At 65.7% G+C, this 22,508-nt stretch carries 27 protein-coding genes; 10 read left to right on the forward strand and 17 right to left on the reverse strand.

What is annotated here, in order from left to right:
• The first annotated feature begins 42 nt into the window (after positions 1-42).
• Entirely contained in the window at positions 43-1,374 is a 1,332-nt protein-coding gene (locus tag BLT60_RS18410) for an MFS transporter (RefSeq protein ID WP_090878683.1), read from the forward strand.
• A gap of 55 nt (positions 1,375-1,429) precedes the next feature.
• Here the strand turns inward: BLT60_RS18410 and BLT60_RS18415 are convergent, their stop codons facing one another.
• A complete protein-coding gene (locus BLT60_RS18415; RefSeq protein ID WP_090878685.1) occupies positions 1,430-1,729 on the reverse strand; it encodes a putative quinol monooxygenase in 300 nt (99 codons plus the stop codon).
• 145 nt (positions 1,730-1,874) lie between these two features.
• Here BLT60_RS18415 and BLT60_RS18420 point away from each other — a divergent pair, with 145 nt between their 5' ends.
• Complete coding sequence (locus BLT60_RS18420; RefSeq protein WP_090878687.1) at positions 1,875-2,930, forward strand: zinc-binding metallopeptidase family protein; 1,056 nt, start codon at positions 1,875-1,877, stop codon at positions 2,928-2,930.
• Between the two features lie 34 nt (positions 2,931-2,964).
• Here the strand turns inward: BLT60_RS18420 and BLT60_RS18425 are convergent, their stop codons facing one another.
• Entirely contained in the window at positions 2,965-3,816 is an 852-nt protein-coding gene (locus tag BLT60_RS18425) for a DUF4396 domain-containing protein (RefSeq protein WP_090878689.1), read from the reverse strand.
• A 213-nt stretch (positions 3,817-4,029) separates the two neighbouring features.
• On the opposite strand from BLT60_RS18425, the gene BLT60_RS18430 reads away from it, so the two are divergent.
• A complete protein-coding gene (locus BLT60_RS18430; RefSeq protein WP_090878691.1) occupies positions 4,030-5,028 on the forward strand; it encodes a toll/interleukin-1 receptor domain-containing protein in 999 nt (332 codons plus the stop codon).
• 23 nt (positions 5,029-5,051) lie between these two features.
• Here the strand turns inward: BLT60_RS18430 and BLT60_RS18435 are convergent, their stop codons facing one another.
• Entirely contained in the window at positions 5,052-5,483 is a 432-nt protein-coding gene (locus BLT60_RS18435) for a hypothetical protein (RefSeq protein ID WP_090878693.1), read from the reverse strand.
• A gap of 363 nt (positions 5,484-5,846) precedes the next feature.
• On the opposite strand from BLT60_RS18435, the gene uvrB reads away from it, so the two are divergent.
• Positions 5,847-8,438 (forward strand): excinuclease ABC subunit UvrB, encoded by a 2,592-nt coding sequence (gene uvrB / locus BLT60_RS18440; RefSeq protein ID WP_244521327.1) that lies wholly within the window; start codon positions 5,847-5,849, stop codon positions 8,436-8,438.
• A gap of 25 nt (positions 8,439-8,463) precedes the next feature.
• On the opposite strand, the gene BLT60_RS24130 is transcribed toward uvrB, so the two are convergent.
• The 4 genes from BLT60_RS24130 to BLT60_RS18455 all read right to left on the reverse strand — a co-directional run bounded on the left by BLT60_RS24130 (position 8,464) and on the right by BLT60_RS18455 (position 10,870).
• Positions 8,464-8,778 carry a hypothetical protein gene (locus tag BLT60_RS24130; RefSeq protein ID WP_139167887.1) on the reverse strand — a complete coding sequence of 105 codons (315 nt, stop codon included), beginning with the start codon at positions 8,776-8,778 and terminating at the stop codon, positions 8,464-8,466.
• Complete coding sequence (locus BLT60_RS18445; protein ID WP_175478520.1) at positions 8,748-9,215, reverse strand: MFS transporter; 468 nt, start codon at positions 9,213-9,215, stop codon at positions 8,748-8,750. Before BLT60_RS18445 ends, BLT60_RS24130 begins: the two co-directional genes overlap by 31 nt.
• 28 nt (positions 9,216-9,243) lie before the next feature.
• Complete coding sequence (locus BLT60_RS18450; RefSeq protein ID WP_090878698.1) at positions 9,244-9,603, reverse strand: cupin domain-containing protein; 360 nt, start codon at positions 9,601-9,603, stop codon at positions 9,244-9,246.
• A gap of 130 nt (positions 9,604-9,733) precedes the next feature.
• Positions 9,734-10,870 (reverse strand): calcium-binding protein, encoded by a 1,137-nt coding sequence (locus BLT60_RS18455; protein ID WP_090878700.1) that lies wholly within the window; start codon positions 10,868-10,870, stop codon positions 9,734-9,736.
• A gap of 230 nt (positions 10,871-11,100) precedes the next feature.
• On the opposite strand from BLT60_RS18455, the gene BLT60_RS18460 reads away from it, so the two are divergent.
• Both BLT60_RS18460 and BLT60_RS24430 read left to right on the forward strand, forming a co-directional pair.
• On the forward strand, positions 11,101-11,817 hold the full coding sequence (locus BLT60_RS18460; RefSeq protein WP_090878952.1) for a phytochelatin synthase family protein: 717 nt from the start codon (positions 11,101-11,103) through the stop codon (positions 11,815-11,817).
• A gap of 107 nt (positions 11,818-11,924) precedes the next feature.
• Complete coding sequence (locus BLT60_RS24430) at positions 11,925-12,068, forward strand: hypothetical protein (RefSeq protein ID WP_175478521.1); 144 nt, start codon at positions 11,925-11,927, stop codon at positions 12,066-12,068.
• 85 nt (positions 12,069-12,153) lie between these two features.
• Here the strand turns inward: BLT60_RS24430 and BLT60_RS18470 are convergent, their stop codons facing one another.
• The 7 genes from BLT60_RS18470 to BLT60_RS18500 all read right to left on the reverse strand — a co-directional run bounded on the left by BLT60_RS18470 (position 12,154) and on the right by BLT60_RS18500 (position 17,776).
• The gene (locus tag BLT60_RS18470) at positions 12,154-13,557 is read right to left on the reverse strand and encodes a glycosyltransferase family A protein (protein ID WP_090878703.1); all 1,404 of its coding nucleotides are present in this window, start codon (positions 13,555-13,557) and stop codon (positions 12,154-12,156) included.
• Positions 13,554-14,120 (reverse strand): dTDP-4-dehydrorhamnose 3,5-epimerase family protein, encoded by a 567-nt coding sequence (locus BLT60_RS18475; protein WP_175478522.1) that lies wholly within the window; start codon positions 14,118-14,120, stop codon positions 13,554-13,556. The genes BLT60_RS18470 and BLT60_RS18475 overlap by 4 nt, the downstream gene beginning before the upstream one ends.
• 91 nt (positions 14,121-14,211) lie before the next feature.
• The gene (locus BLT60_RS18480; RefSeq protein WP_090878707.1) at positions 14,212-14,538 is read right to left on the reverse strand and encodes a cupin domain-containing protein; all 327 of its coding nucleotides are present in this window, start codon (positions 14,536-14,538) and stop codon (positions 14,212-14,214) included.
• A 339-nt stretch (positions 14,539-14,877) separates the two neighbouring features.
• Complete coding sequence (locus tag BLT60_RS18485) at positions 14,878-15,225, reverse strand: lysozyme inhibitor LprI family protein (RefSeq protein WP_090878709.1); 348 nt, start codon at positions 15,223-15,225, stop codon at positions 14,878-14,880.
• Positions 15,226-15,311: 86 nt separating this feature from the next.
• On the reverse strand, positions 15,312-15,758 hold the full coding sequence (locus BLT60_RS18490) for a YybH family protein (RefSeq protein WP_090878711.1): 447 nt from the start codon (positions 15,756-15,758) through the stop codon (positions 15,312-15,314).
• A gap of 4 nt (positions 15,759-15,762) precedes the next feature.
• On the reverse strand, positions 15,763-17,199 hold the full coding sequence (locus BLT60_RS18495; protein ID WP_090878713.1) for an MFS transporter: 1,437 nt from the start codon (positions 17,197-17,199) through the stop codon (positions 15,763-15,765).
• A 97-nt stretch (positions 17,200-17,296) separates the two neighbouring features.
• Positions 17,297-17,776, reverse strand: a complete 480-nt coding sequence (locus BLT60_RS18500; protein ID WP_090878715.1) for a hypothetical protein — start codon at positions 17,774-17,776, stop codon at positions 17,297-17,299.
• A 67-nt stretch (positions 17,777-17,843) separates the two neighbouring features.
• Here BLT60_RS18500 and BLT60_RS18505 point away from each other — a divergent pair, with 67 nt between their 5' ends.
• Positions 17,844-18,233 carry a VOC family protein gene (locus BLT60_RS18505; RefSeq protein WP_244521328.1) on the forward strand — a complete coding sequence of 130 codons (390 nt, stop codon included), beginning with the start codon at positions 17,844-17,846 and terminating at the stop codon, positions 18,231-18,233.
• 174 nt (positions 18,234-18,407) lie between these two features.
• Here BLT60_RS18505 and BLT60_RS18510 read toward each other — a convergent pair whose 3' ends face one another.
• Entirely contained in the window at positions 18,408-18,692 is a 285-nt protein-coding gene (locus BLT60_RS18510; protein ID WP_090878719.1) for a GIY-YIG nuclease family protein, read from the reverse strand.
• 94 nt (positions 18,693-18,786) lie between these two features.
• On the reverse strand, positions 18,787-19,689 hold the full coding sequence (locus BLT60_RS18515) for a LysR substrate-binding domain-containing protein (protein ID WP_090878721.1): 903 nt from the start codon (positions 19,687-19,689) through the stop codon (positions 18,787-18,789).
• 94 nt (positions 19,690-19,783) lie between these two features.
• On the opposite strand from BLT60_RS18515, the gene BLT60_RS18520 reads away from it, so the two are divergent.
• The gene (locus BLT60_RS18520; RefSeq protein WP_139167888.1) at positions 19,784-19,984 is read left to right on the forward strand and encodes a hypothetical protein; all 201 of its coding nucleotides are present in this window, start codon (positions 19,784-19,786) and stop codon (positions 19,982-19,984) included.
• Positions 19,985-20,180: 196 nt separating this feature from the next.
• Positions 20,181-20,963: a DUF72 domain-containing protein gene (locus tag BLT60_RS18525; protein ID WP_090878725.1), complete on the forward strand. Its 783-nt coding sequence runs from the start codon at positions 20,181-20,183 to the stop codon at positions 20,961-20,963.
• Positions 20,964-20,978: 15 nt separating this feature from the next.
• Here the strand turns inward: BLT60_RS18525 and BLT60_RS18530 are convergent, their stop codons facing one another.
• Positions 20,979-21,833 carry a hypothetical protein gene (locus BLT60_RS18530; RefSeq protein WP_090878727.1) on the reverse strand — a complete coding sequence of 285 codons (855 nt, stop codon included), beginning with the start codon at positions 21,831-21,833 and terminating at the stop codon, positions 20,979-20,981.
• 307 nt (positions 21,834-22,140) lie between these two features.
• On the opposite strand from BLT60_RS18530, the gene BLT60_RS18535 reads away from it, so the two are divergent.
• Positions 22,141-22,506: a septal ring lytic transglycosylase RlpA family protein gene (locus tag BLT60_RS18535; RefSeq protein ID WP_090878729.1), complete on the forward strand. Its 366-nt coding sequence runs from the start codon at positions 22,141-22,143 to the stop codon at positions 22,504-22,506.
• Positions 22,507-22,508: the final 2 nt, after the last annotated feature.

The raw sequence follows: 22,508 nt of genomic DNA on the forward strand, positions 1-22,508 counted from the left end.
TCACCGGCCGATCGGCAAGTGCAAACCGGGCAGGCGACAGGCATGAGCGAAAGCGGCGAGGGGCGGAACTACCGGATCCTGCTCGGCCATGGCGCCGCCAACGGCGCGGGCTATGAACTGACCAGCGAAAAGCTGGTCCTGCCGTTTCTCTATACTGCCGTCGGCGCGCCGGTGTTCTTTGCCGGACTGCTGGTGCCGATCGCCGCCGTCGCCAAGCTGGCGGTGCAGATCGTCGCGGCGCCGGTAATCAGCGCGGCGCGGTCCAACAAGAAGTTCATCGCCCTGGCGGCGGTCGCGACGGCGATGGCGCTGGTGGTCATCAGCCTTACCGTCAATGCTGTGCCGGTCGACTGGCTGGTGCCCGTCTTCCTGCTCGTTTCGATGACGATCGGCGCGGCGGGCGGCTTCTACTCGCTCGCCTTCAACGACATGCTCGGCCGGGTGTTGCCGCAGTCGCGGCGCAGCCGCCTGCTGTTCACCCAGTCGGGGCTGGCCGGGGTCTTCGCCGTCGCCGTCGCGCTTGGCTCGCAATTCATCCTGCCGCCGGGAACGTCCCTGGCGGCGCACCAGGAACTGCTGTGGCTCGGCATCGTCCTGATCCTGGTTTCCGCCGGGCTGGTCGCCACGGTGCGCGAGCCGGAGAAGGTGCGGGCGCCCGAGCCTGAACCTGAACCTGAACCTGAACCTGAACCTGAACCTGAACATACATCGGCCGCCCGAAAGGGGCGGATCGCGGAACTTGGCCACGGCTTCCGGATCGCCTTCGCGCTGCCGTGGTTCAAGCATTTCGTCATCGCGCGCTCGCTGTTCCTGTCGATCGAACTGGCCATGCCGTTCTTTTCGATTCACGCGGCGACCTTTCACGGCAACAGCGTCACCGGGCTCAGCACCTTCGTCATCGCATCGAGCGCCGGGCTGGTGGTCGGTGGAATCGTCTGGCCGCGCATCGGCGCGCGCTCGATCCGGCTCCTGCTGACGCTGGCGGCAGGCGCCGCGGCGCTGGGCGGCGTGCTGGCGCTGACCATCGAATTCACCCCGGCCCTGCAGTCGGCGCAGGTCTACGCCATCGTGTTCGTGCTGGTCGGTCTTGGCGCGCAAGGCATCCTGAACGGCCGGACGCTCTACCTGGTCAGCGTGACCCGCGATATCGAGCGGCCCTTCTGCATCGCGTCGTCGAGCGTTATCACCGGCGTGGTGGCGGTTGGCCTGGGCGGGGTAGCCGGCGCCTTCGCCCAGCTTCAGGGCGTCGGCTGGCCGATCGGGATCATGGTCGTCCTCAATATCGCGGCGATGATCTACACGACGAGGCTTCGCGACATCCGGCCGACGCCGGCGGCGACCGAGGTGGCTCCGGCGACGCTGGAGCCGCGATAGGGGGTGGAGAGGGCGGCCCGTTCGATGCCGTCCGCTCCGGTTTTTCTGCGCGATTCTAGAGGATGCGTTCCTCGCCGGCGCCGTGGGCGATGACTTCGCGGTCGATGATCTCGACGTTCTTGAGGTCGGCGCGCCAGGCGTCCATGTGCGGCGCCTTGCCATGGGCTTCGAGCGACGGCCAGTCTTCCCAGCGCTCGACGATGCGGATCAGGCCCGGATCGATCAGGTCCTCGGCGAAGGCATAGAGGATGCAGCCTTTTTCCTGGCGGGTGGCCTCGAGCGTGCGCTTGGCGGCCGGCCGAAGGGCTTCGATGGCGTCGGGTGCGACGCGCAGGTGTCCGGTGACGATGATCAAGGCTTGTTCCTCGCATTGACGGGATTATTTGACGGGCCTTGGTTACCCGAAACCCTGCCATGCGGCCAGTGGGCGGAACCATGCGCGCCCGGATGCCTTATAAGCGGGCTGGCCGGATCGATTGAGGGCCGGCAGGGACAGAATCATGCAAACGTTTCGCTGCGTCTGCGGCAACACGCTCTTCTTCGAGAATACCTCCTGCGGCAATTGCGGGCGCGATGTCGGCTGGTGTCCGACATGCCGGCAGGTCAGCGGGCTCGACGCGCGCGACGACGGCACGTTCGCCTGCGTCTCGCCGGGTTGCGGCGCGGTGGTCAGGAAGTGCCTCAACTACAGCCAGGAGGGCGTCTGCAACCGCTGCATCGCGGTGGCGGGGACGCGGTCCGGGGAACTGTTCTGCGATTGCTGCCGGCTCAACGAGACGATTCCCGACCTGTCGGTCGACGGCAACCGCGCCCGCTGGGCCCAGCTCGAAGCGGCCAAGCGGCGACTGATCTACGGACTCGATTCGCTCGGGCTGCCTTACGGATCGGCGGCGGACGGCTTCGATCCGCCGCTGGCCTTCGCCTTCAAGGGGGACGTCATCCCGACCCAGGGCCTGTGGCGAACCATGGGCGAGGGCGAGCGGGTCTATACCGGGCATGCCGACGGCATGATCACCATCAACATCCGCGAGGCCGACGATGCGGAGCGCGAGAAGCTGCGGGTCGATTTCGGCGAAGCGCACCGCACGCTGATCGGCCATTTCCGCCACGAGATCGGCCATTACTACTGGGACCTGCTGGTCCGCGACCGGGCCGAGGATGGCTTCAAGGCGGTGTTCGGCGACCACGAGAACCCGGATTATGGCCAGGCGCTGTCGCTCTATTACGACAACGGCGCGCCGTCCGGCTGGCAAGAGACCTATGTCAGCGCCTATGCGACGATGCACCCATGGGAGGACTGGGCCGAGACCTTCGCGCTCTACCTGGCGATGGCGGCGATGCTCGACACCGCCTTCCACCTGCGCCTCGTCGATGCGGCGCCGGATGGCGACCTGGCGACGATGCTCGCCCGGTATCGGGGACTGGGGCTGGTGCTGAACGAGATCAGCCGGGAGATGGGGCTGCTCGACCTCGTGCCGGCGGTGATCACCGACGCAATCGCGGTGAAGCTCGGCTTCGTACACGACATGGTCGGCGGGGCCCGGGGGGCAGGCTGACCGCCGTTTCCCTACATCGCGCTTGGCAAGACCCTCATCCGGAAAGCCCGCCGAAGATCCAGGCGACCAGCAGCCCGGCGGCGAGGACTGCGAAGGAAACGGCGGCCATCACAGGGACGGGGGGACGCGGGGCCGGCGGCTTCATCGCGCTCATGTCCGTGCCCGCGCCGGGCTTCGTGTCCATGGTCATGCCAGGCATGGCATCGGTCGCCGCCGGCTTGCCGGCCGGTTGGGTCGGACGGACAGTCAGCATGCCGTGCTTGAGATGGTGGGCGACGAGCCACCAGTTCATCGGATAGGCGACGGCGAAGCCGGCCATCAGCGCGACCGACATGCGGAACCAGAACAGCGGCTCGCCCGGGTCGTGGGCGGCGGGGTTGCCCTTCCAGGCCAGCGTCGAGACCGCGATCATGCCGCCCATCAGGCAGTTCATCGACAGGAGTTCCGAGGTGAAGGTCATGCGCAGCGACTTGCCGTAGTCGCCGCCGGCCATGTCGCGCATGAACAGCGCCTGGAAGATGGTCCAGCCGAAGGCGAAGCCGAGCAGGTATTCGAGGCCGAGATCGACGACGATCGGCAGGGCGACCGCCGCCCCGATCACCGCGCCGACGAGGATGCCGATGCCGTCGCCGGCGACGCAATGCATGGTCGAGCCGAGCACCTGACGCCAGCGCGCGGCAACATATTGCTCATGGGTGCCGGGCAGCGGCTCGCGGCAGCCCAGCACATAGAGGAAGGCGCCGAACGGTCCGGCGTAGAGGGTGAAGAGGACGAAGCCCCACTTCATCACCGTGCTTTCGGGCGTGTTGCGGATGTCGATGGCGACGAACAGCACCGAGAGCGCCGTCAACCCGAACCACAGGAGCATTACGCCGTCGATGATCATGGCGGTTTCCGAATCTCCGCATGTTGTCGCCGCGAGGATAACAGATGGTCCGGTCGTCTTGAAAAGGGCGATTCGATCCGGTGCGCCGGATGCCTCTCGCCGATACCGGCTCCAGAATGCCTCTCCGGTCGGACTCGTGGCCGCCGCGAAGCTTGAGCCGGGTCCGTCAACCTGCCACCATCGGAGCAAGGGAAACGATGGCGGGGTCCCTTTATGAAGATCTTTCTTTCCTATGCGTCCGAACGCAGGGCGGCGGCCGAACCGATCGCCTTCTCGCTTCGCGACCGCGGGTTCGAGGTCTTTCTCGATCGCGACGACCTGCCGCCGGGCCGCAGCTTCGACGAGCAGATCGAGATGGCGGTCGCCAGGGCCGATCTCTTCGTCTTTCTGATCAGTCCGGAAGCGGTCGATCCCGGCCGTTTCACGCTGACCGAGGTTGAGTTTGCACGGCGCCGATGGCGCAAGGCGGACGGATACGTCCTGCCGGTGATGATCGCGGAAACACAACTCGCGTCGATCCCGAGCTTCCTCAAGAGCGTGAACATTCTTCAGCCGGCTGGCAACGCTGCAGCCGAAGTCAGTTCCGCCGTCGCGGCGATGGCGCGGCCGCCGCCGGCCGCCCGTATCGTGCCGCTGGCGATTGCAATGGGCGTCGTCACCGGGTTGCTGACGACCTTCGTGCCGCTCCCCCTCGACGCCATCCCCGGCGAGCCGGTGTCCGCCGGTTACGTCATCCACTATCCGGTCGCGGCGCCGCTCGGAGCCCCTGTCTTTTTCGGGATCGGCCTAACCGGTCTGGTGGCCTATTTCGAGCGCCCGTCGTTCGCCCGGCTGCTTGCCATCCTGCTCGCGGTCTTCATCGGCTGGCTACTCGCCATCAACCTCTATCTGATCCTCGCCGACATCGATGTTCCGAGCGACGACTCGGAAGGACTGCGCAAGGTCACGACGATCGCTGGCGTTGCGATCGGGGCGGTGTCCGGCGCCGTCGGCGCGGCGTCGACCTGGGCCGGCGCCGCGCTGGCCACGCGGCGGCTGGGGCGCATCGACGTGCTTCTGTCCGTGATCGTGACCGGAACGGTTTTCGGATGCCTTGTCTTCGTCAGCCACCGTGGGGATATCGACAAGCTGCAAAGCTGGATTCTGTTCTGTGGCTGGCAGGCAGCGGTCGCGGCGGTGCTTGGCTGGTATCTATCGCGGATTCCGCGATAGACCGTTGGCAGCAGGGGCGAATGCTATCGCCCGTCGAGCAGGTCCTGCAACGAGTTGCCGGGCTTCAGCGCGTCGAGGAGGATGCCGACGAAGCGGGCGATCAATCCTGACTTGATGAAGGGCGGCAGAAACGGGAACGGAAGGAGCCGAGCGAGCATATCCGGCAGGTTTTCGCGAAGGGCGTCGAGAAATTCGCCAGGCACGCCCTGTTCGCGGTTGAGCGCAGCCGCGAGGATCTCCTTCGGTATGAATTTAAAGGTGTTGCGATCGAGGCTCTGAATTATCTTGAGGATTATCTGGCCCTCTCGTTTTTCGGAGAGGAAGGGAAGATTGATAAGTGCATTCAATCGCTTGGCGAGCTTATCCTGCAGGTCTTCCGACAGGAAAAAGGTCTCCTTGAAGTCCCGTGCCGCCTCCTGAAAATCGAGATTGGGATTGGCGTTGACGTTGCTCATCGTGTTCCTCCGACGCCTGTTACCGGTGTGTTGTCCTGGGTCACAACCACACGTTAAACGAGCTTATATTGATTTGTCACTACTTAAAATTGCGTTGCAATTCTCACGGCCCGGGATCGCACTGGTGGGTCTTGTTCGATCCAATGGCGGGCAAGGTTCCTGACACATATGTGTCAGGAACTCGCGCTTGAACGCGCGCCGCGAGGCCTCGCCTTTGGCCGAGTCATCCCCCATATTCAGGCCATGCCAGCAAAGAAGAAGACCGGATTCTCCGAAGCGCCGCAGAAAGCCTTCAAAGAGGCGCGGAGCGATGACGGGGCGACAGGGAAAGAAAAGACCCTTCGAACCGCCCGCGGGACCTCCATGGGGGGGCCGGGGACGGCGAAGGAGCGCGCCGCCGCGGGGCTGAACCCGGTGCCGGGCATCGACATGAATCTCGAGGAGGCGGAAGCCTTCCTCGCGTCGACGCGGCCCAAGCCAGCGCCCGCCTCCGGGCGGGGAAGCAAGCGCGGGCCGGCGGCGGACGAGGCGCTGGCGGCGGGGGCAGTGACGGCGACGGTCGAGGCGCTGTCCAACCTGATCGAGAGCGGCCGGCCGGAATTCATCGCCAAGACCTGGGCGCCGCACCGGCCGCCGCGGCCGGAGAAATCCGAGGGCGGGATTCCGCTGCGGATCGTCTCGGAATTCGAGCCGAAGGGCGACCAGCCGCTGGCGATCGAGGAGCTGGTGACCGGCGTCAACGCGCACGAGCGCGACCAGGTGCTGCTCGGCGTCACCGGCTCGGGCAAGACCTACACCATGGCCAAGGTGATCGAGGCGACGCAGCGGCCGGCGCTGATCCTGGCGCCGAACAAGACCCTGGCCGCGCAGCTCTACGGCGAGTTCAAGGCCTTCTTCCCGGACAACGCGGTCGAGTATTTCGTTTCCTATTACGACTATTACCAGCCGGAGGCCTACGTCCCGCGCACCGACACCTATATCGAGAAGGAATCCTCGATCAACGAGCAGATCGACCGCATGCGCCACTCGGCGACGCGCTCGCTGCTCGAACGCGACGACGTGATCATCGTCGCCTCGGTGTCCTGCATCTACGGCATCGGCTCGGTCGAGACCTATACGGCGATGACCTTCGCCATCACGCTCGGCGAGCGGATCGACCAGCGGCAGCTGATCGCCGACCTTGTGGCGCTGCAATACAAGCGCTCCGACACCGACTTCCGGCGCGGCACCTTCCGGGTGCGCGGCGACACGATCGAGCTTTTTCCGGCGCATCTGGCCGATCACGCCTGGCGGATATCGCTGTTCGGCGACGAGATCGAGGCGATCACCGAATTCGACCCGCTGACCGGGCAGAAGCAGGGCGAACTGAAGACGGTCAAGGTCTACGCCAACTCGCATTACGTGACGCCGCGGCCGACGCTGGCGCAGGCGGTGAAGGGCATCCGCGAGGAACTGAAGGGGCGGCTCGACGAACTGAACCACGCCGGGCGGCTGCTCGAGGCGCAACGGCTGGAGCAGCGGACGCGCTTCGACCTCGAGATGATCGAGGCGACCGGCGCCTGCGCCGGCATCGAGAACTACTCGCGCTACCTCACGGGCCGCAAGCCCGGCGAGCCGCCGCCGACGCTGTTCGAATACCTGCCCGACAACGCGCTGGTCTTCGCCGACGAGAGCCATGTCACCATCCCGCAGATCGGCGGCATGTATCGCGGCGACTTCCGCCGCAAGGCGACGCTGGCCGAATACGGTTTCCGGTTGCCGTCCTGCATGGACAACCGGCCGCTGCGCTTCGAGGAATGGGACCTGATGCGGCCGCAGTCGCTTTACATCTCGGCGACACCGAGCGCCTGGGAGCTCGACCGCACCGGCGGCGTCTTCACCGAGCAGGTGATCCGGCCGACCGGGCTGATCGACCCGCCGGTCGAGGTGCGCCCGGCCAAGGACCAGGTCGACGACCTGCTCGGCGAGGTCAAGGCGGTGGCGCTCCAGGGCTACCGCTCGCTGATCACCGTGCTGACCAAGCGGATGGCCGAGGACCTGACCGAATACCTGCACGAGCAGGGGGTGCGGGTGCGCTACATGCATTCCGACGTCGAGACGCTGGAGCGGATCGAGATCATCCGCGACCTGCGGCTCGGCGCCTTCGACGCGCTGATCGGCATCAACCTGTTGCGCGAGGGGCTCGACATTCCCGAATGCGCGCTGGTGGCGATCCTCGACGCCGACAAGGAAGGTTTTTTGCGCTCGGAGACGTCGCTGGTCCAGACCATCGGCCGCGCGGCGCGCAACGTCGACGGCCGGGTCATCCTCTATGCCGACAAGATCACCGGCTCGATGGAGCGGGCGATGGCGGAGACCGACCGCCGGCGCGAGAAGCAGGTCGCCTACAACACCGAGCACGGCATCACGCCGGAGAGCATCAAGAAGTCGATCGGCGACATCCTCTCCTCGGTCTACGAGCAGGACCACGTGACGGTCTCGACCGGGCTCGGCGAGGACGAGGGCGCCTTTATCGGCCACAACCTCAAGGCGACCATCGCCGACCTCGAAAAACGGATGCGCGACGCCGCCGCCGACCTCGAATTCGAGGAAGCGGCGCGGATGCGCGACGAGATCAAGCGCCTGGAAACGCTGGACCTGGCGGTCGGCGGCGAGACCGACCGGGGGATGGGGGGCGATCAAGAGGCGAGGAGCGGCGGAGCCGCGACCGGGAATGGAAAAAGCCGCAAGGCTTCCGAGCGGCCGCGCAAGAATACGCTCGACGAGATGACGGTGCGGCGGACGGAAGTGCCGCTCGGCGGGGGCAAGCCGGTCAGCCGGCCCCACAAGCCGACGCTTGATTACATGGGTCCCGGCACGGACACCGAAGTGCCGCTCGGCAAGGCGCCACCGGCGAAACCACGCTCGATCGGTGGTCGGGCGGGCAGCCATGCCGGGAAGAAGGGGCGGCGTTAGGTTTGGCGCGTTGTTCGCCTAAAGTTTAAAAACTGGCGATTATTTTAGAGGCTGCTTCCGACAATTTGGCAATCTCTGGTACAATCTTTACTAAACCATCCCAGTAAGTTTGGAGGATTCCTTTTCTCGGAGAATCGCTGTCGATCTCTTTCGTAAACTCACCAAATATCTCTCCGGCCTCCTGACTGTCCGTTTGCATCACTGCCGCAGCGATTTCTGATAATGCTCTGCTTCTTTCTTCATCGCCCTTAGAGGAGAATTTATTAAACGCGCCCTCTACGTGGCTCCCTACGATTATTGGGGAGTTTTTTACATCTTCAATATTAAAGTTATAGACCATGCCGTTGCCTCCATCGCTTCGCTCTTCGCCGTTTCGCGCTGTTCCTCCGGGAAGGTGGTCATCAGCATCGCCAGCGAGGCGGGGAAGATGATCGCCGCGCCGACGCCCTGGACGCCACGGGCGACGATCAGCCATGTGCCGGTCCCGGCGAAGCCGCTGGCCAGCGAGGCGAGGCCGAAGACCAGCAGGCCTGCGATCATCAGCGCCTTGTGGCCGATCATGTCGCCGAGCTTGCCGGCGGCGGCGACCAGGCCGGCCAGCACCAGCATGTAGATGTTGACCACCCAGTGGGAGCCGAGCGTCGTCATGGCGAGGTCGGACTGGATGGTCGGCAGCGCGACGCCGACAATGGTCTCGTCAAGCAGGATGACGCCGAGGATCACCCCCATGGCGCCGAGGATCCACCATTTGCGACGGGTCGTGCTGTCGGTCGGCATGGCTCGTCCCGGTGTTCGTGTCGGCCGATCAGACCGGATTGCCGTCCGCGTCTTCCAGGTCCCGCTGGATGAAATGATCGGAGGCATGGATGCAGGTGATCTCGAGGCGCGCGGGCCCGAGGCTGATGAAGCGGTGCGGGGTGTCGGGCGGGACGACGACGATGTCGCCGGCCTCGGCGAGGATTTCCTTGCCGTCGACCAGCATCCTGGCCCTGCCGGCGTGCAGCACCCAGGTCTCCGAATAGGGGTGCACGTGGAGGACCGGGCCATCGCCGGGCGCCGCATCGACCAGGAAGATCGAGACGCCGCCGCCATAGGGGCGGCCCTCGAAGGCGACGGTGCCGTTTTCGAAGCGCTTCTGGTCCGCGGGGCGAATGACGTGGGTCATCGGGTGGCTCGCATGATTGTCCGCAGGCAGGCGGCGGTCCTGCCGCCAATGCCTTGCCGTCCATGTCTCACAGAATGCGAGTCGGCGCGGGGCGGTCAAGCTGCCTGCACGCCAGAGGGTTGCCGAGGCGCTAAAGCAGGAAGTCGGAGTCCGACAGGTCGTGGATGCCGGTGAGGTGGATTGCGAGGTCGGCGACGGCGTCGCCGTCGGTGTCGCCATAGACGATGGTGTCGCCGCCGGTGTGCTCGTAGCGGAGCTGGCCTTCGCGCCCGGTGAAGTCGCGCATGCCGATGAACCGGAAGGCGTCGTCGCCCTTGTCGTCGGGCTTCGCGTCGATCTTGCGGAGGTCGATGCGGTCGTTGCCATTGCCGAAATCGACAATGGTGTCAGGAGCGGAAACGGACGACTGGTCGACCGCGGTGATCTTGAACCGGTCGGCGCCGTTGCCGCCGTGGAGCAGGTCGGCGTCGCCGCCGCCCTTGATCATGTCGCGACCGTTGCCGCCGTCGATGGCATCGTCGCCGCCGCCACCTTTCAGGCTGTCGGCGCCCTTGTCGCCGTAGATGTCGTCGGCGCCGCCCTTGCCGTTGATCGTGTCCCTGCCGGCGCCACCGACCAGACCGTCCGCCGCGCTGCTGCCGGTCAGCTTGTCCTTGCCGTCCTCGCCAAAGAACAGGACGCCGGTGCTGCCGGCGTCCGCCGTCATGACGTCGGGCCCGTTGGTGCCGAAGGTCAGGGGCAGGGGGCTGGCGGCGCCGGCGTCGTTCGACGGGTCGTCGTCGAAGACGGAAGCGACACCGACGTCGGGGTAGCCCGGCAGCGAGTCCCAGGCGCGGTCGCCCGGCGCCACCTCGCCCATATAGGCCCAATGGGTGATGTTGAGGGCGCCGCTGCCGGTGGTCATCTGCATCTCGAAGAACCACTGGCCTTCGCTCTGCACCATCGTGCCCTTGCCGACCGTGATGTCCGAGGTCGGGTCGCTCGGCGTGAAGCTGAACGATACCGAGCCGGTCGGCGTGATCGAGCCGACGAGCGTCGAAAAGGTCCAGCCGCTGCCGATCGTCGTGGCGACCTGGCCGATGACGTTGCCGTTGATGACCTCCTCGATGTGCCAGATGGTCTGGTCGACGACATCCGCGGTCTGCGACGGATCCGTGTTGATGAGAACCACCGCCGGCAGATAGGGGGTCGGGACGTACCAGTAGGTGTCCTCGAGGAACTCCCACTGTCCGTCGTCGGTCGGCGGGTAGGCGATCGGGGTGGCCATGTGTCGGAACTCCTCGGGCGCGGATGCGTGAGAACCGGTGTCTAGCAGGCGAAGGTTAGCGGATTGCCAAGCCGGATGAGCTCGTCGCCGCCGGCGGCCGGGGGCAGGTTGGCTTCGCCGGGACCGCGACTGACGTTTGCGAGGCGGGCAGTTTCGCGCCGATCATGCTAAAAAGGGGACATGGGTTCGGTGCCTCACGGCTCGTCTTCATGTTTCAGGAGGGGAAGACCATGCGACGGATGATCTTGATTGCTTCGGCGGCGATGCTCGCCGGCCTGTCCCTTGCCAAGGCGGAAACGCTGCCGCTGCCGGAAAGCGTCATCGGCCTGACGACGCCGGAGGGCGAGGCGCTGCTGTTTGGCGCGGAGGCGCGCAGCGACTATTTCCCGCTCAGCATCCACTTCACGACACAGGTCAATCCGGCCTATTGCGGCCCGGCGTCGATCGCCATGGTGCTCAATGCGCTGGACGTGCCGCGCCCGGCCTCGGACATGACGACGGGGCTCGGCATGTTCGACCAGGAGAACATCTTCACCCCGGCCGCCGAGGCGGTGAAGCCGGCCGCGGCGATCCTCAGCCCGCCCTACGGGATGACGCTCGACGAGCTTGGCGGTGTCCTTGCCGCGCATGACCTCGACGTCGCGGTGGTTCACGCGGCCGATTCCGATCTCGATACCTTTCGCCAGACAGCGATCGCCCAGATCGAGGACGACGATCATTTCATCCTGGTCAATTACCTGCGCAAGGCGATCGGCCAGGAGGCCGGCGGCCATATCTCGCCGCTCGGCGCCTATGACGAGGACACCGACCGTTTCCTCATCCTGGACGTCACCCGCTACAAGTATCCGCCGGTCTGGGTCGAGGCGGCGGCGCTGTTCGGCGCGATGAACACGATCGACTCCGACAACAACGACCAGACGCGGGGCTATGTCAGCGTCAGCCGCTGAGCCGACTGCGACCGGCCGGCCGACAATCGCATTCCCTGCCACCCGGCTTGGCGCTACAGTGCGTGCCCCGCCTCACCTTCGAGGGCGCGGCATCGGAGAAGACCATCATGTCCAAGGGACGCGATCGACCCGGCAAGGAAACCCGAAAACCCAAGGCCGAAAAGAACAAGAAGAAGACAGGCGCCGCGACGCCACCGGCCGGCGGCGCAGCCAAGCCGGCGCTTGCCGTCGGCACCAGCCGCAAGAAATAAGCGTGCGCGCCCCGGCAATGCCGGGGCCGCCCGAAGCTGTGGCCATGCATCGCAAAAGATGCCTCAGGTCGGGAACATGCTCACGCTAGACGTCGCTGTCGGCAAGCATCGTGGCCATTCTTTCGGCTTCCGCCGCTTGCGTGGCTTGGCCGTGATGGTGGGCGAGCTTGGCGCGCAACTGCCAGAAGCCGACCGCATGGTGCGAAAGGGGCGCATCAGCGCGAATGGCTTCGCTCCACTTCCAGGCGCCTGACAGGTCGCCCATGTTCATCAGGGCCTTGATGACGGACTGGGCCATGAAGAAGCGCGACCACGCTGGCGCGGCGGCGCATTCCGTTTCGATCGCGCGCAGTCGAGCCTCCGCCTCAGGGCCGGTTCCGGCATTGAGATGAAAATGCGCAAGGGTCACGGCGGGTCGCGCCCGGCATTGGTCGAGGAGTTGCCGGATCTCCTGGCGTTCGAAGACCTTGCGAAAGTAAGACACTGTCCCTGCCGTCGGAAATACCGGCCCGAGGCGGGCATCGAGCAAACCATCCAGCGCCAGCCCGGCCGGGCCAGGATCTGGCTTCGTGCCGGTCACGACTTCCCGAATCGCCATCACCGCGGCGGCCTGTTCGGGGCTGATGTGCGGCGCTGCACCCGCGTGGGCTTGCGACATCGCAAATCGCCCGAGAAGGGTCGTGACCGGGTCCGCGTCCTCCAACCGGTCCAATCGCGACAGCGTGTGGAACAGTCGTGACGCATGATACACATAGCTGGCCGCGTCCCGCGTCTGCCGCTCGAAGGTTTCGCTTCCGATCCGGCTCTCCCAGGATTCCAGCTCTGCTGCGCGGTCCGGCGCCGGCATGCCGACGCGACAGGCGCCGTGGAAGGACAACGCCGTCACCCGGTGCAGGGTTCGCCAGACGACCCGTCTATCGGAGGCGAAGCTCTGGAGCATATGCAGGACGACCCGGCGGTCGCGGACACTCATCCATGCGCTTTCGCCGCGGAGATAGGTCGACCGGCGGTGCGCGAGATGCGTGTCGAAGATGCTCTTGAAATCGTGCTCGACCAGCAACGCCCGCTGTGCGGGATCCGAGGAATCGTGCAGGCCGAGCGAGACGGCGCCGTCCTCCTGGACCGATACCGGGGGCGTATCGACGACATCGGCGTCGTCGAGGCCTGCTCCCAGTGTTTCGACATGGTGCGGCAGCAGAAGGTCATCGTCGTCAGCGTAGAAGATGCGCTCCGAGCGGGCCTCGTGCACCGCGCGATTGCGACTGGCGGCGCCGTGAAACGGCGCCTTGGGCAGGTCGAGGAACCGCACCCTCGCATCGTGCGCGGCAAACGAGCGGGCGACGTTCCGCACCTCGGCGGTGCAGCCGTCGCCGACGACGATGACCTCGATATTCGGGACTGTCTGGTTGAGCGCCGATCGAAGGGACGCGCCAAGCGTCGCGGCGCGATCGTGGCTCGGAATGATGATGCTGGCGTATGGCTCCGTCATTCGCGGCGCACCCTAGCGCGCACGACGGGGTGGTCGGGATACAGGTCTTCGAGGCGCGGCAATCCGACGTCGGTCTGGGACAGGAGCGGCGATGGGTCAGGCCAGTCGACGGCGAGGATCGGATCATTCCAGATCACCCCCCCGCGATCGTGCGGGTCGAACTCCTTCGACACGTCGTTGATGTAGTCGGTCTCGGTGTAGCAATAAAAGGCGTTGGCCAAGCCTTCGCTGACGAACAGCCGCATATGGTCCCCCGGCGGATCACCGAGGAGGAAGCTCTCGCTCCGACCGAATGTCGGGCTCTGCGGCCGGACATCGGCGACGACGCACAGCGCGGTGCCGCGGACGATGTATACCAGCTTGCTCCATGGTTCGCGGTGAAAGCCGCGCAGGACACCGGCGGCCGACCGCGAATGATTGCCCTGCCGAAGGACCGGCTCATGGCCAAGCGCGTCCGCCAGTTCGCCAGCCTGGTAGCTTTGACGGAAGAAGCCGCGTTCATCGCGAATCGTTTCGCCACGCACCACAAGCAGGCCAGCGATCGTGGACTTTTCGACCGTCACAAGAGCCTCCAATTCGAAGCGGGAAATGCTACAAGCCTAGGCTGATACCGCCGGCCGAACAATTCGGGGCCGGCCGGCGGTGGGCGCACGATCAGCGGAGATCCGCGCCGAAATGCACTGCCAGCCAGACCGTTGGCCTGTCAACGTCGGTCCAGACGACGCGGTGCCGCTTGCGGGCGGGGAGGAAGGCCATGTCGCCGGGGGCCAGCGTACGCTCGGCCTCGCCTTCGACCGCGAGCCCGGCCGAACCGGTGAGCACAATCACCCATTCGTCGTTCGGCTGGTCATACCAGAAGTCTGGGGGAGAGGCCTGGCCGGTCGAGACGATGCGCTCGATGCGGATGCCGGGGCGGGAAAGCAGTTCGGTGATTTCCTCCTCGTCAAGCCGGGCCTTCACGCCGTGGAAGATGTTCTCCATGGCGGATCAGGCGTCCGGGTCGACGGGAGGGAAGGTGGAGAAGCCGTGGCTTTTCCGTTTTGCCCCTAGCGCGATGCGCGCCGCGGGAAACGCGGCTCGCGGGTTGGGCGGGAATAGGGCCAGCCCTGCAGAGTGGGGGCGGTGCGGTAGATTCGCGAGTTCATGGGTCTTTCCTTTTTGTTCTTGCGAGTCAGCGCCCGGTGGCGCTCCGCGAGGATATGATGGGGAAGAGACCATTTTGGAACCACCACTTTCGCCATGGCAGCCATGCATGCCGCGCGCGATGGCGGGACGCCGCCGGACACGGTTTGTTAACCACCGCATGCGGGGCCCGGCTGGCTACATGCCTTCGCCGGCTTCCGCCTTCAGGTACATGATCTGGGCGGTATAGGCGTCGATCAGGCAGTCGTAGTTGGCGCCGCAGGCGTCGCGCTTCTTGAGGAACTGGGCCTGGGCGGTCTTGACCTGGGAGACCTGGGCCGGGGTCAGGCTGCCGTTGGAGATCATCGTGTAATACTTGCCGGAGGTCTGGTCATCGAGCGAGGAAATCTGCGGGTTGTCGCAGATCGCGTGCTCGGTGGGCGTTGCCGCCTTGGCGCAATCGAAGGACGCGGCGTGGCCGGTGCCGGCGGTGAGGGCCGCCGCGGCGAGGGTCGTGGCGAAGGTGATCGCGATACGCTTGGTCATGGCCGTCTCCCTTGGGGGTTGGTTGCCAGCGTAGCAAAGCGCGCCCGCGTGGCGAACCGATGACGCCGGGCATGGTTTGCGCAGCGTTAGAGCTCTTCCTCGTAGGCGAGGTAGCGGATGATCCGCCACTTGCCGTCGGCTTCGCGGCGGAAGATGTCCATGCCTGGCTCGACGGAGGTGATGTTGAGCGGCGAGATGAACAGCGTCCAGGTCAGCCGGACCACGGCGAGGTCGCCCTCGACGATGATCTCCCGGAGGTCGAGCTCGTAGTGATAGTCGTTGGCCGGATCGGCGATCGACTTGCGCAGCAGCGCGCAGATCTCGTCATAGCTCCGCTCCGGCTGGCCGCGGTAGCTGGAGATGGCTTCCGACGAAAAGAGATCGCAGGCCTCATCGGCCCGGCCGGCGTTGAAGTCGTCGGTCCATTGCTCGAGCCGGGCGCGGATGTCGTCGACATCGCTGGCGGCGGCCGGGCTTGCGACGAAGACGACTGCAAGAATGACGGCCGCGAGGACGGCCAGCCGGCTGCGCATGCGACTATCCGTGGCCACGGTGATAATGAGTGATGCCCTCGAGCTTCTCGCGGTCGAACTTGCCGCCGACGAAGAACACCACCACCAGCAGTCCGGCGATCGCCAGGCAGGCGTCGACCAGGAAGGCCGTGCCGATGCCGTCCGCCAGCACCGGGTTGCTGACGACGATCGCGGTGTTGAGGCCAAGGCCGATCGAGCCGCCGGCGATTTGCGCCATGTAGATGATCGCGCCGGCGAGACTGGCACGCGACTTGTCGAGGGCAGTGACCCCGGCGGTGGTGATCGACGAATAGAACAGGCCAACGCCGACGCCGAGGACGGCCATGCCGGGGACGAGGTCGCCATAGGGCGACGACTGCTCGATGCGGGAGAGCAGGAACATGCCGATCGTCAGGGCGATGGCGCCGGCGGTGATGACGATCTTCGGACCCAGCCGGTTGTAGAGGGGGCCGGCAATGAAGGAGGTGGCGGCAAACAGGCCCATCATCGGCAGCAGCCCGGCGCCGGCCTCGATCGCGGAGTAGTCGAGCCGCTTCATCATGAATTGCGGCAGATAGAGCAGGGCGGCGAAGAACAGCGCTGACATCAGCAGGACCGCCAGCGCGGCGGCGGCGAATTCGCGGTTTTCGAGTACGTCGCGCGGCACCAGGGCGTGGCTGCCGGCGCGGCGCTCGACCAGTACGAAGCCGGTCAGGGCGAGGATGGCGACGACGAAGAGGCCAATGATGCGAACGTCGAGCCAGCCAAGGTCGGTGCCTTCGTCGAGCGCCAGCAGGAGGGCGATCAGGCCGGCGGAAAGGACGGCGATGCCGCCAAAGTCGATCTTGTGGTCGGCCCTGGTTCCGTCTTCCTTCGGCACCACCAGCCACGTCACCAGAACGCCGAAGGCGGCAATCGGCAGGTTGAGGAAGAAGATCCAGCGCCAGCTCGCGGCGTCGGTGAGAACCCCGCCGATCAGCGGTCCGACAGCGTTGCCGAACCCGGCGGCGCCGAGGATGATACCGCCGGCAAGGCCCTTCTTGCTCTCGGGCAGGAGGCCATAGGTCATGCCAAGGATCGCCGGCCACATCAGCGCGCCGCCGACGCCCATCAGGAAGCGCGAGGCGAGCAGCAGCCAGATATCCGGCGCAACGCCGCCGATGAAGGAGAAGAAGGCGAAGATGGCGGCGCCGACGAAGAATCCGAGCCGGCGGCCGAACATGTCAGCGAGACGCCCGCCGGTGACGATCAGCACGCCGAACACCATGGCATAGCCGTTGATCACCCACTGGGCGGTGGTGAGGCTGACGCCGAAGTCCTTTTCGATCGCGGGAATGGCGACAGACAGGGCGGTGAAGTCGTTGGCGATGATCAGGACGCCGACGGCCATCGCCGCCAGCCCGAGCATCTGCGCCTTGGTGAGCTTGTCGTCGTCCGGTCCGGCCGTGGTCTTCCCCGCCATCGTTCGAATCCCCCGTCGCCCGCATGACCCGTCGCGGCCGGAGTCTGCCACAGCGTGACCGCCGGCGCACTACCCACGCGCGACCGATGGAGCGCGGCTACTGGACGATGCAGGCGAGCGGCGACTCGGGGTGCAGGATGATTACCTTGTCGTCGCCGCCCCGGCCGAGATCAGGGCTGAAGCTGGCGTTGCCTTCCAGCGTCAGGTGATCGCCGATGCCGACCCGCAAGCCGTCGCCGCTGGCTTCGAGCGTGAAGGTGCCGGCGTCGCCTTCGGCCCAGCACTGGGCGGCGTCCATGGTCGAATCGCAGCTCGCCGAGCCGTAGAAGACATCGGGGCTGTTCTTCACCAGGAAGCCGAAATCGACGATGAAGGCGCCGGTGTCCGGTTCCCCGAAGTCGCCGCCGGTGACGTAGAAATACGTGACGCGCTGAAGCGGATGGGCGGCGAGATGCGCGGCGTCATAGCTGCGCGCATAGCAGGGCGGCGCGAAGTGCTTCTGGTAGAAGGACTCCTCGGCGATGGCCGCCGGGGCAGCCAGGACGACGAGAGCGAGCGATGCGATCAACTTGCGCATGCGCTATCCTGCCACGGCATCGGGCGACAGGCCAGATCGCCCCAGTCAAATCGAACCGGAAGGACCCTTGCCCCGCACAATCGCCACCGTGACATTCCTGGTTCGCGCCTATGACGAGGCGATTGCCTGGTTCACCGATGCGCTCGGCTTCACGCTGGTGGCCGACACGCCGTTGCCTGACGGCAAGCGCTGGGTCGTCGTCGCACCGCCGGGGAGCGGCGCCCGGCTGCTGCTTGCCGAGGCGGCGACACCGGAACAGGCGGCCCGCATCGGCGACCAGACCGGCGGGCGTGTGTTCCTGTTCCTCAAGACCGACGATTTCGATCGCGACCATGCCGCCATGCGCGAGCGCGGCGTCCGCTTTCGTGAGGTGCCGCGGCATGAGGCGTATGGGACCGTAGCGGTGTTCGACGACCTTTACGGCAATATGTGGGACCTGATCGAGCCGGCGGGATGAGGGCTCTTCCTGCTGTCGTCCTCCGGCTTGACCGGAGGACCGGTTTGAATCCGCATTGTCGGAATAAATTGTTTGCGGGCCATTCGGGCGGCGTTTCATTACTGATGCATCGCCGGCTTCTAAACGGTCCTCCGGTCAAGCCGGAGGACGACAGGCTTATGGGGCGGCGTTGGATCACAGGAACGATGGATTGAGATCTTCCCAATTGGGGTTGATGCTTTCAATCAGTTCGACCTTCCAGGCCCGGTTCCAATGCTTCAGTCGCTTCTCCCGGTGGATGGCGTCGGCGATGCGGTCGAAGCGTTCGTAGTAGACGAGTCGATCAAGGCCATATGTCTTCGTAAAGCCATCCACGATCCGGGCTCGGTGCTCGCTGAGCCGGCGCACGAGGTCGTTGGTGACGCCGACATAAAGCGTACCGAACGGACGATTGGTCAGAATATAGACGTGGTACGCCATGGAAGAATGCAGGCGGAAACGACGCTGACAGTCAATCGCTATTGAGCGACCACCGCGTTGGGTCGATCTCCTCCGGCTGCGTTGTGTTGGCGTCTTATCGGGCGCTGAAATCCCGCGCTGTTTCGGCGATCTCTGCCTTGATCCAGCGTCTGAAGTCGCGGACCTTGGCCGGTTCGCGGCGGGTGGCGGAGGTGACCAGCCAGTAGCCGAGGCCGGTGGCGGCGCGTTCGGGGAAAGGCGCGACGAGCTGGCCGACCGACAGGGCGTAATGGGCCAGCGTCTGCCAGGCGAGCATGACGCCCTGGCCGGCGATCGCCGCGTCGAGGGCGAGCGAGGCGTCGGTGAAGGTGTTGCCGTCGCGCAGGTCCGCGTCGCAGAGGCCGAAGGGCGCCAGCCAGACATCCCAGCTGATCGAGGAATTGGCGTCGCGGACGATCGGCAGGGCAAGGATGTCGCGCGGCTCGCGGAGCGTTTCCGCCATCGCCGGGGTGCAGACCGGGAAGACCTCCTGGGGGAGGAGGAAATCGGTGGCGACGCCGTGCCAGTCGCCGTCGCCGACCCGGATGGCGATGTCGATGTCCGAGGCGTCGGGACTGACCATCGTCACCGAGGCGTCGAGACGGACCTGGATGTCGGGAAAGGATTGCGCATAGCGCGAGAGGCGCGGCACCAGCCACTTCGAGGCGAAGACCGGCGCGACCGAGATGGTCAGCGTGGTGTCGGCGTGATGCTTCGACAAGGCGACCGCCTCGTCGAGGGTGTTGAAGCCGGCGGTCAGCCGACCGAGCAGGGCGCGGCCAAAGGCGGTCGGCGCGACGCCACGGCTGGTGCGGTCGAAAACCGGGGTGCCGAGCTGCTTCTCGCATTTGATGATCTGCTGGCTGACCGCGCCGGCCGAGACGCCGAGCTCTCCGGCGGCGGCGCGAAGCGAGCCGAGCCGCCCGACCGCCTCCACGGCGCGGAGCCCGTTGAGATGAACGCGATTGAGGTTTTTCATATAGTTTTTCTATATCGATTGCGATTCAATCTCCATTGAAAAACGACCGATAAAAGCGGATTTCAGCGTCATCACAACGCGAATGGGTGACGCCATGTTCACGAAAACCTTAAGCAAGTGGTTCGGCCGCACGAGTCGCTCACGGCAGCCGGCGCCGCTCAGTGACGAAGCGCGATGGGCGGCCGATCCGCTGTCGCATCCGGTCCTGAAGGCGATGACGGCGGCCGAGCTGGCCGACCTGACATTGCCGCGCTATCGCGTGGATCAGCCATCGGGTCGTCGCTGCGCGGGTTGAATCCGGTACCGACGGCCAAGGGCCACCGTCCGGTGGAGCCGGGACCTTGTGCCGGAAACGGGCTGCCGTCCGGTCGGCTGGATGATACAAGGCGGGAAACTTCCGGCATGCCCGTGGTTGCCCGCCGTCCAGTCGAATAGGGTGACCGGCGACACGGCGCGGGCACCGGGCTGGCGGACGCAGGGAGGCGACGGACATGATCAGGGTCGGTATCGGCGGATGGACCTTCGCGCCCTGGCGCGGCACCTTCTATCCGGAAGGGCTGAAACATGCCGACGAACTGAAGTATGCCGGCGAGCACCTGACCACGATCGAGATCAACGGCACCTTCTATCGCACCCAGTCGGCCAAGAGCTTCGCCAAGTGGCGCGACGAGACGCCCGACGGCTTCGTCTTCGCGCTGAAGGGGCACCGCGCCGTGGTCAACAAGAAGGTGCTGGCCGAAGCCGGGGAGGGGATCGAGTGGTTTCTCAACTCCGGCTTGCTGGAACTCGGCGACAAGCTCGGCCCGCTGTTGTGGCAGTTTGCGCCATACAAGAAATTCGATGCCGACGACTTCGGCGCGTTCCTGACGCTGCTGCCGAAAGAGAAGGGCGGCCTGGCGCTTCGCCACGTCGTCGAGGTCCGGCACGAGAGCTTCCTCGTGCCCGAATGCGTCGATCTCCTGCGCCAGCACGGCGTGGCCGTCGTCTATGCGGAATCGGACGACTATCCGGCGATCGCCGACGTAACGGCCGACTTCGTCTATGCGCGCCTGCAGAAGACCGAGGAGTCGATCGCGACCGGCTACGCGGCCGATGATCTCGACCGCTTCGCCGCGATGGCGAAGACATGGGCGGGCGGCGGCGAGCCCGAGAGCCTGCCGCGCTTCGGTGCGAAAGCCAAGAAGGCGAAGCGTGACGTCTATGTCTACATGATCGCCGGGGCCAAGGTCCGCGCGCCGGCCGCCGCGATGGCGCTGATCGAGCGGGTCTCCTAACCTTCTCGGAATCCGTCAGAGCGACGCGAACTGCGTGTAGCCGTCAGGCAGCGGCTTGCCGGTCCGCTCCGACTCGTCCTCGAGAAGGCGAAGGAGGTTGAGCCGGGTCTCGTCAAAATCCGGGACCGGATTGCCCTCGGCCATGGCAAGACGCTGGAGGCCCAGCCCGGCGGCAGTGTAGCCGGCGGCGTCCCGGGCAATACCGATCTCCGCGATCTCGATGTGGTCCGGAGGCGGATAGATCGGATCGCCGCCCGGTTCGGTGCCGGGCACGGGATAGTAGAGGCCCACCGAGGCTATCGCTGGTCCGGCCGGATGGCCGCTCGGGGCGAAGTAGCCGGAGCCATCGCCCATGGTGCGCGCCTCGGCGAGCGGGCGCTCGAGAAAGCGGTTGGCATCGAACCCGTCGAGGTCGTCGAGGTGCGGCCGGAATTCTTCGGTCGAGACCATCAGCATCTTCGCCGGATCGAGGCCGCGTTCGTCGATGAGGAAGCGGAGGACCGCCGGAAGGATGGTGTCGTCCTCCGGCTCCGGATGGCCGAGCCCGATGATGTCGAAGGCGGCGAGCACGCCGGCGCGGTCGCGCTCGGGGATGTCCTCGACCCTGGCGGCGGTCTGCAGGCGCATGGTCGGGCCGTCGGAGCTAACCGAATCCGACTCGTCGAAGCGAAGTCCGCTGTTGAAGGCATCGCCGGTGATCAGATCGAGCGGTGGGACGGACTTGTAGCCGAGGCCGGCGAAATAGGCCGCGGCATTTTCGGCGATGGCGCGCTCGGCGTCGGTTGCGGCCCAGGCAAACCGTCCGCCGGCGGCTGCGGCGACAGCACCAGCGGCCGAGAGCTGGAGAAGGTTCCGGCGATTGAGGGTCATTGCGCGGTCTCCCATCCGTGACTGCATGGCAGCTACCCTAACGCGGGCCAGCCGCCGGACCCAAGAGCCTGCCTCGCTTCTTCCAGCTATCGTTCACGCAACGTAACCGGACGAATCCATTGGTGACCTCCGGGCCGCATTCGCGCCCCATTCCGCCCGAAGAAAGCGGCCATCGTTTCGGCGCCAGAGGGGGTCGAACGGATTTTCCTTTGGGGCCAGGGGGACGCAATCGCGGCTTGCGATGCGGATCTCGCAACAGGATGAGTAAAGAGTGGGGTTTGTAAAGTCGCGCATCGGCGCGTTTGGAATGGCCATCGTTGTGTGTACGGCGATGGTTGGTCTTGCAAGTCAGGCGGAAGCCGCCAGCCAGTGTGGCAAGGCTTCCTGGTACAAGATGGGAACCAAGACGGCGAGCGGTGAAAAGATGAATGCCCGCGCCCTCGCCGCGGCCCACAAGAGCCTTCCCTTCGGTACGAAGGTTCGGGTCGAGAATCTCTCCAATGGCCGGTCGGTCGTGGTGCGGATCAACGACCGCGGTCCGTTCACCGGTGGACGGGTGATCGACCTCACCCAGGGGGCGGCCGAGAAGATCGGCATGATCAACTCGGGCGTGGCCCGGGTGAAGATGACGGTCGTTGGCGGCAAGGGCAAGCTGTCGGCGAACTGCAGCTAGGG

It is taken from the genome of Bauldia litoralis (genome assembly GCF_900104485.1).
In the GTDB taxonomy this organism is placed as follows: Bacteria; Pseudomonadota; Alphaproteobacteria; order Rhizobiales; family Kaistiaceae; genus Bauldia; species Bauldia litoralis.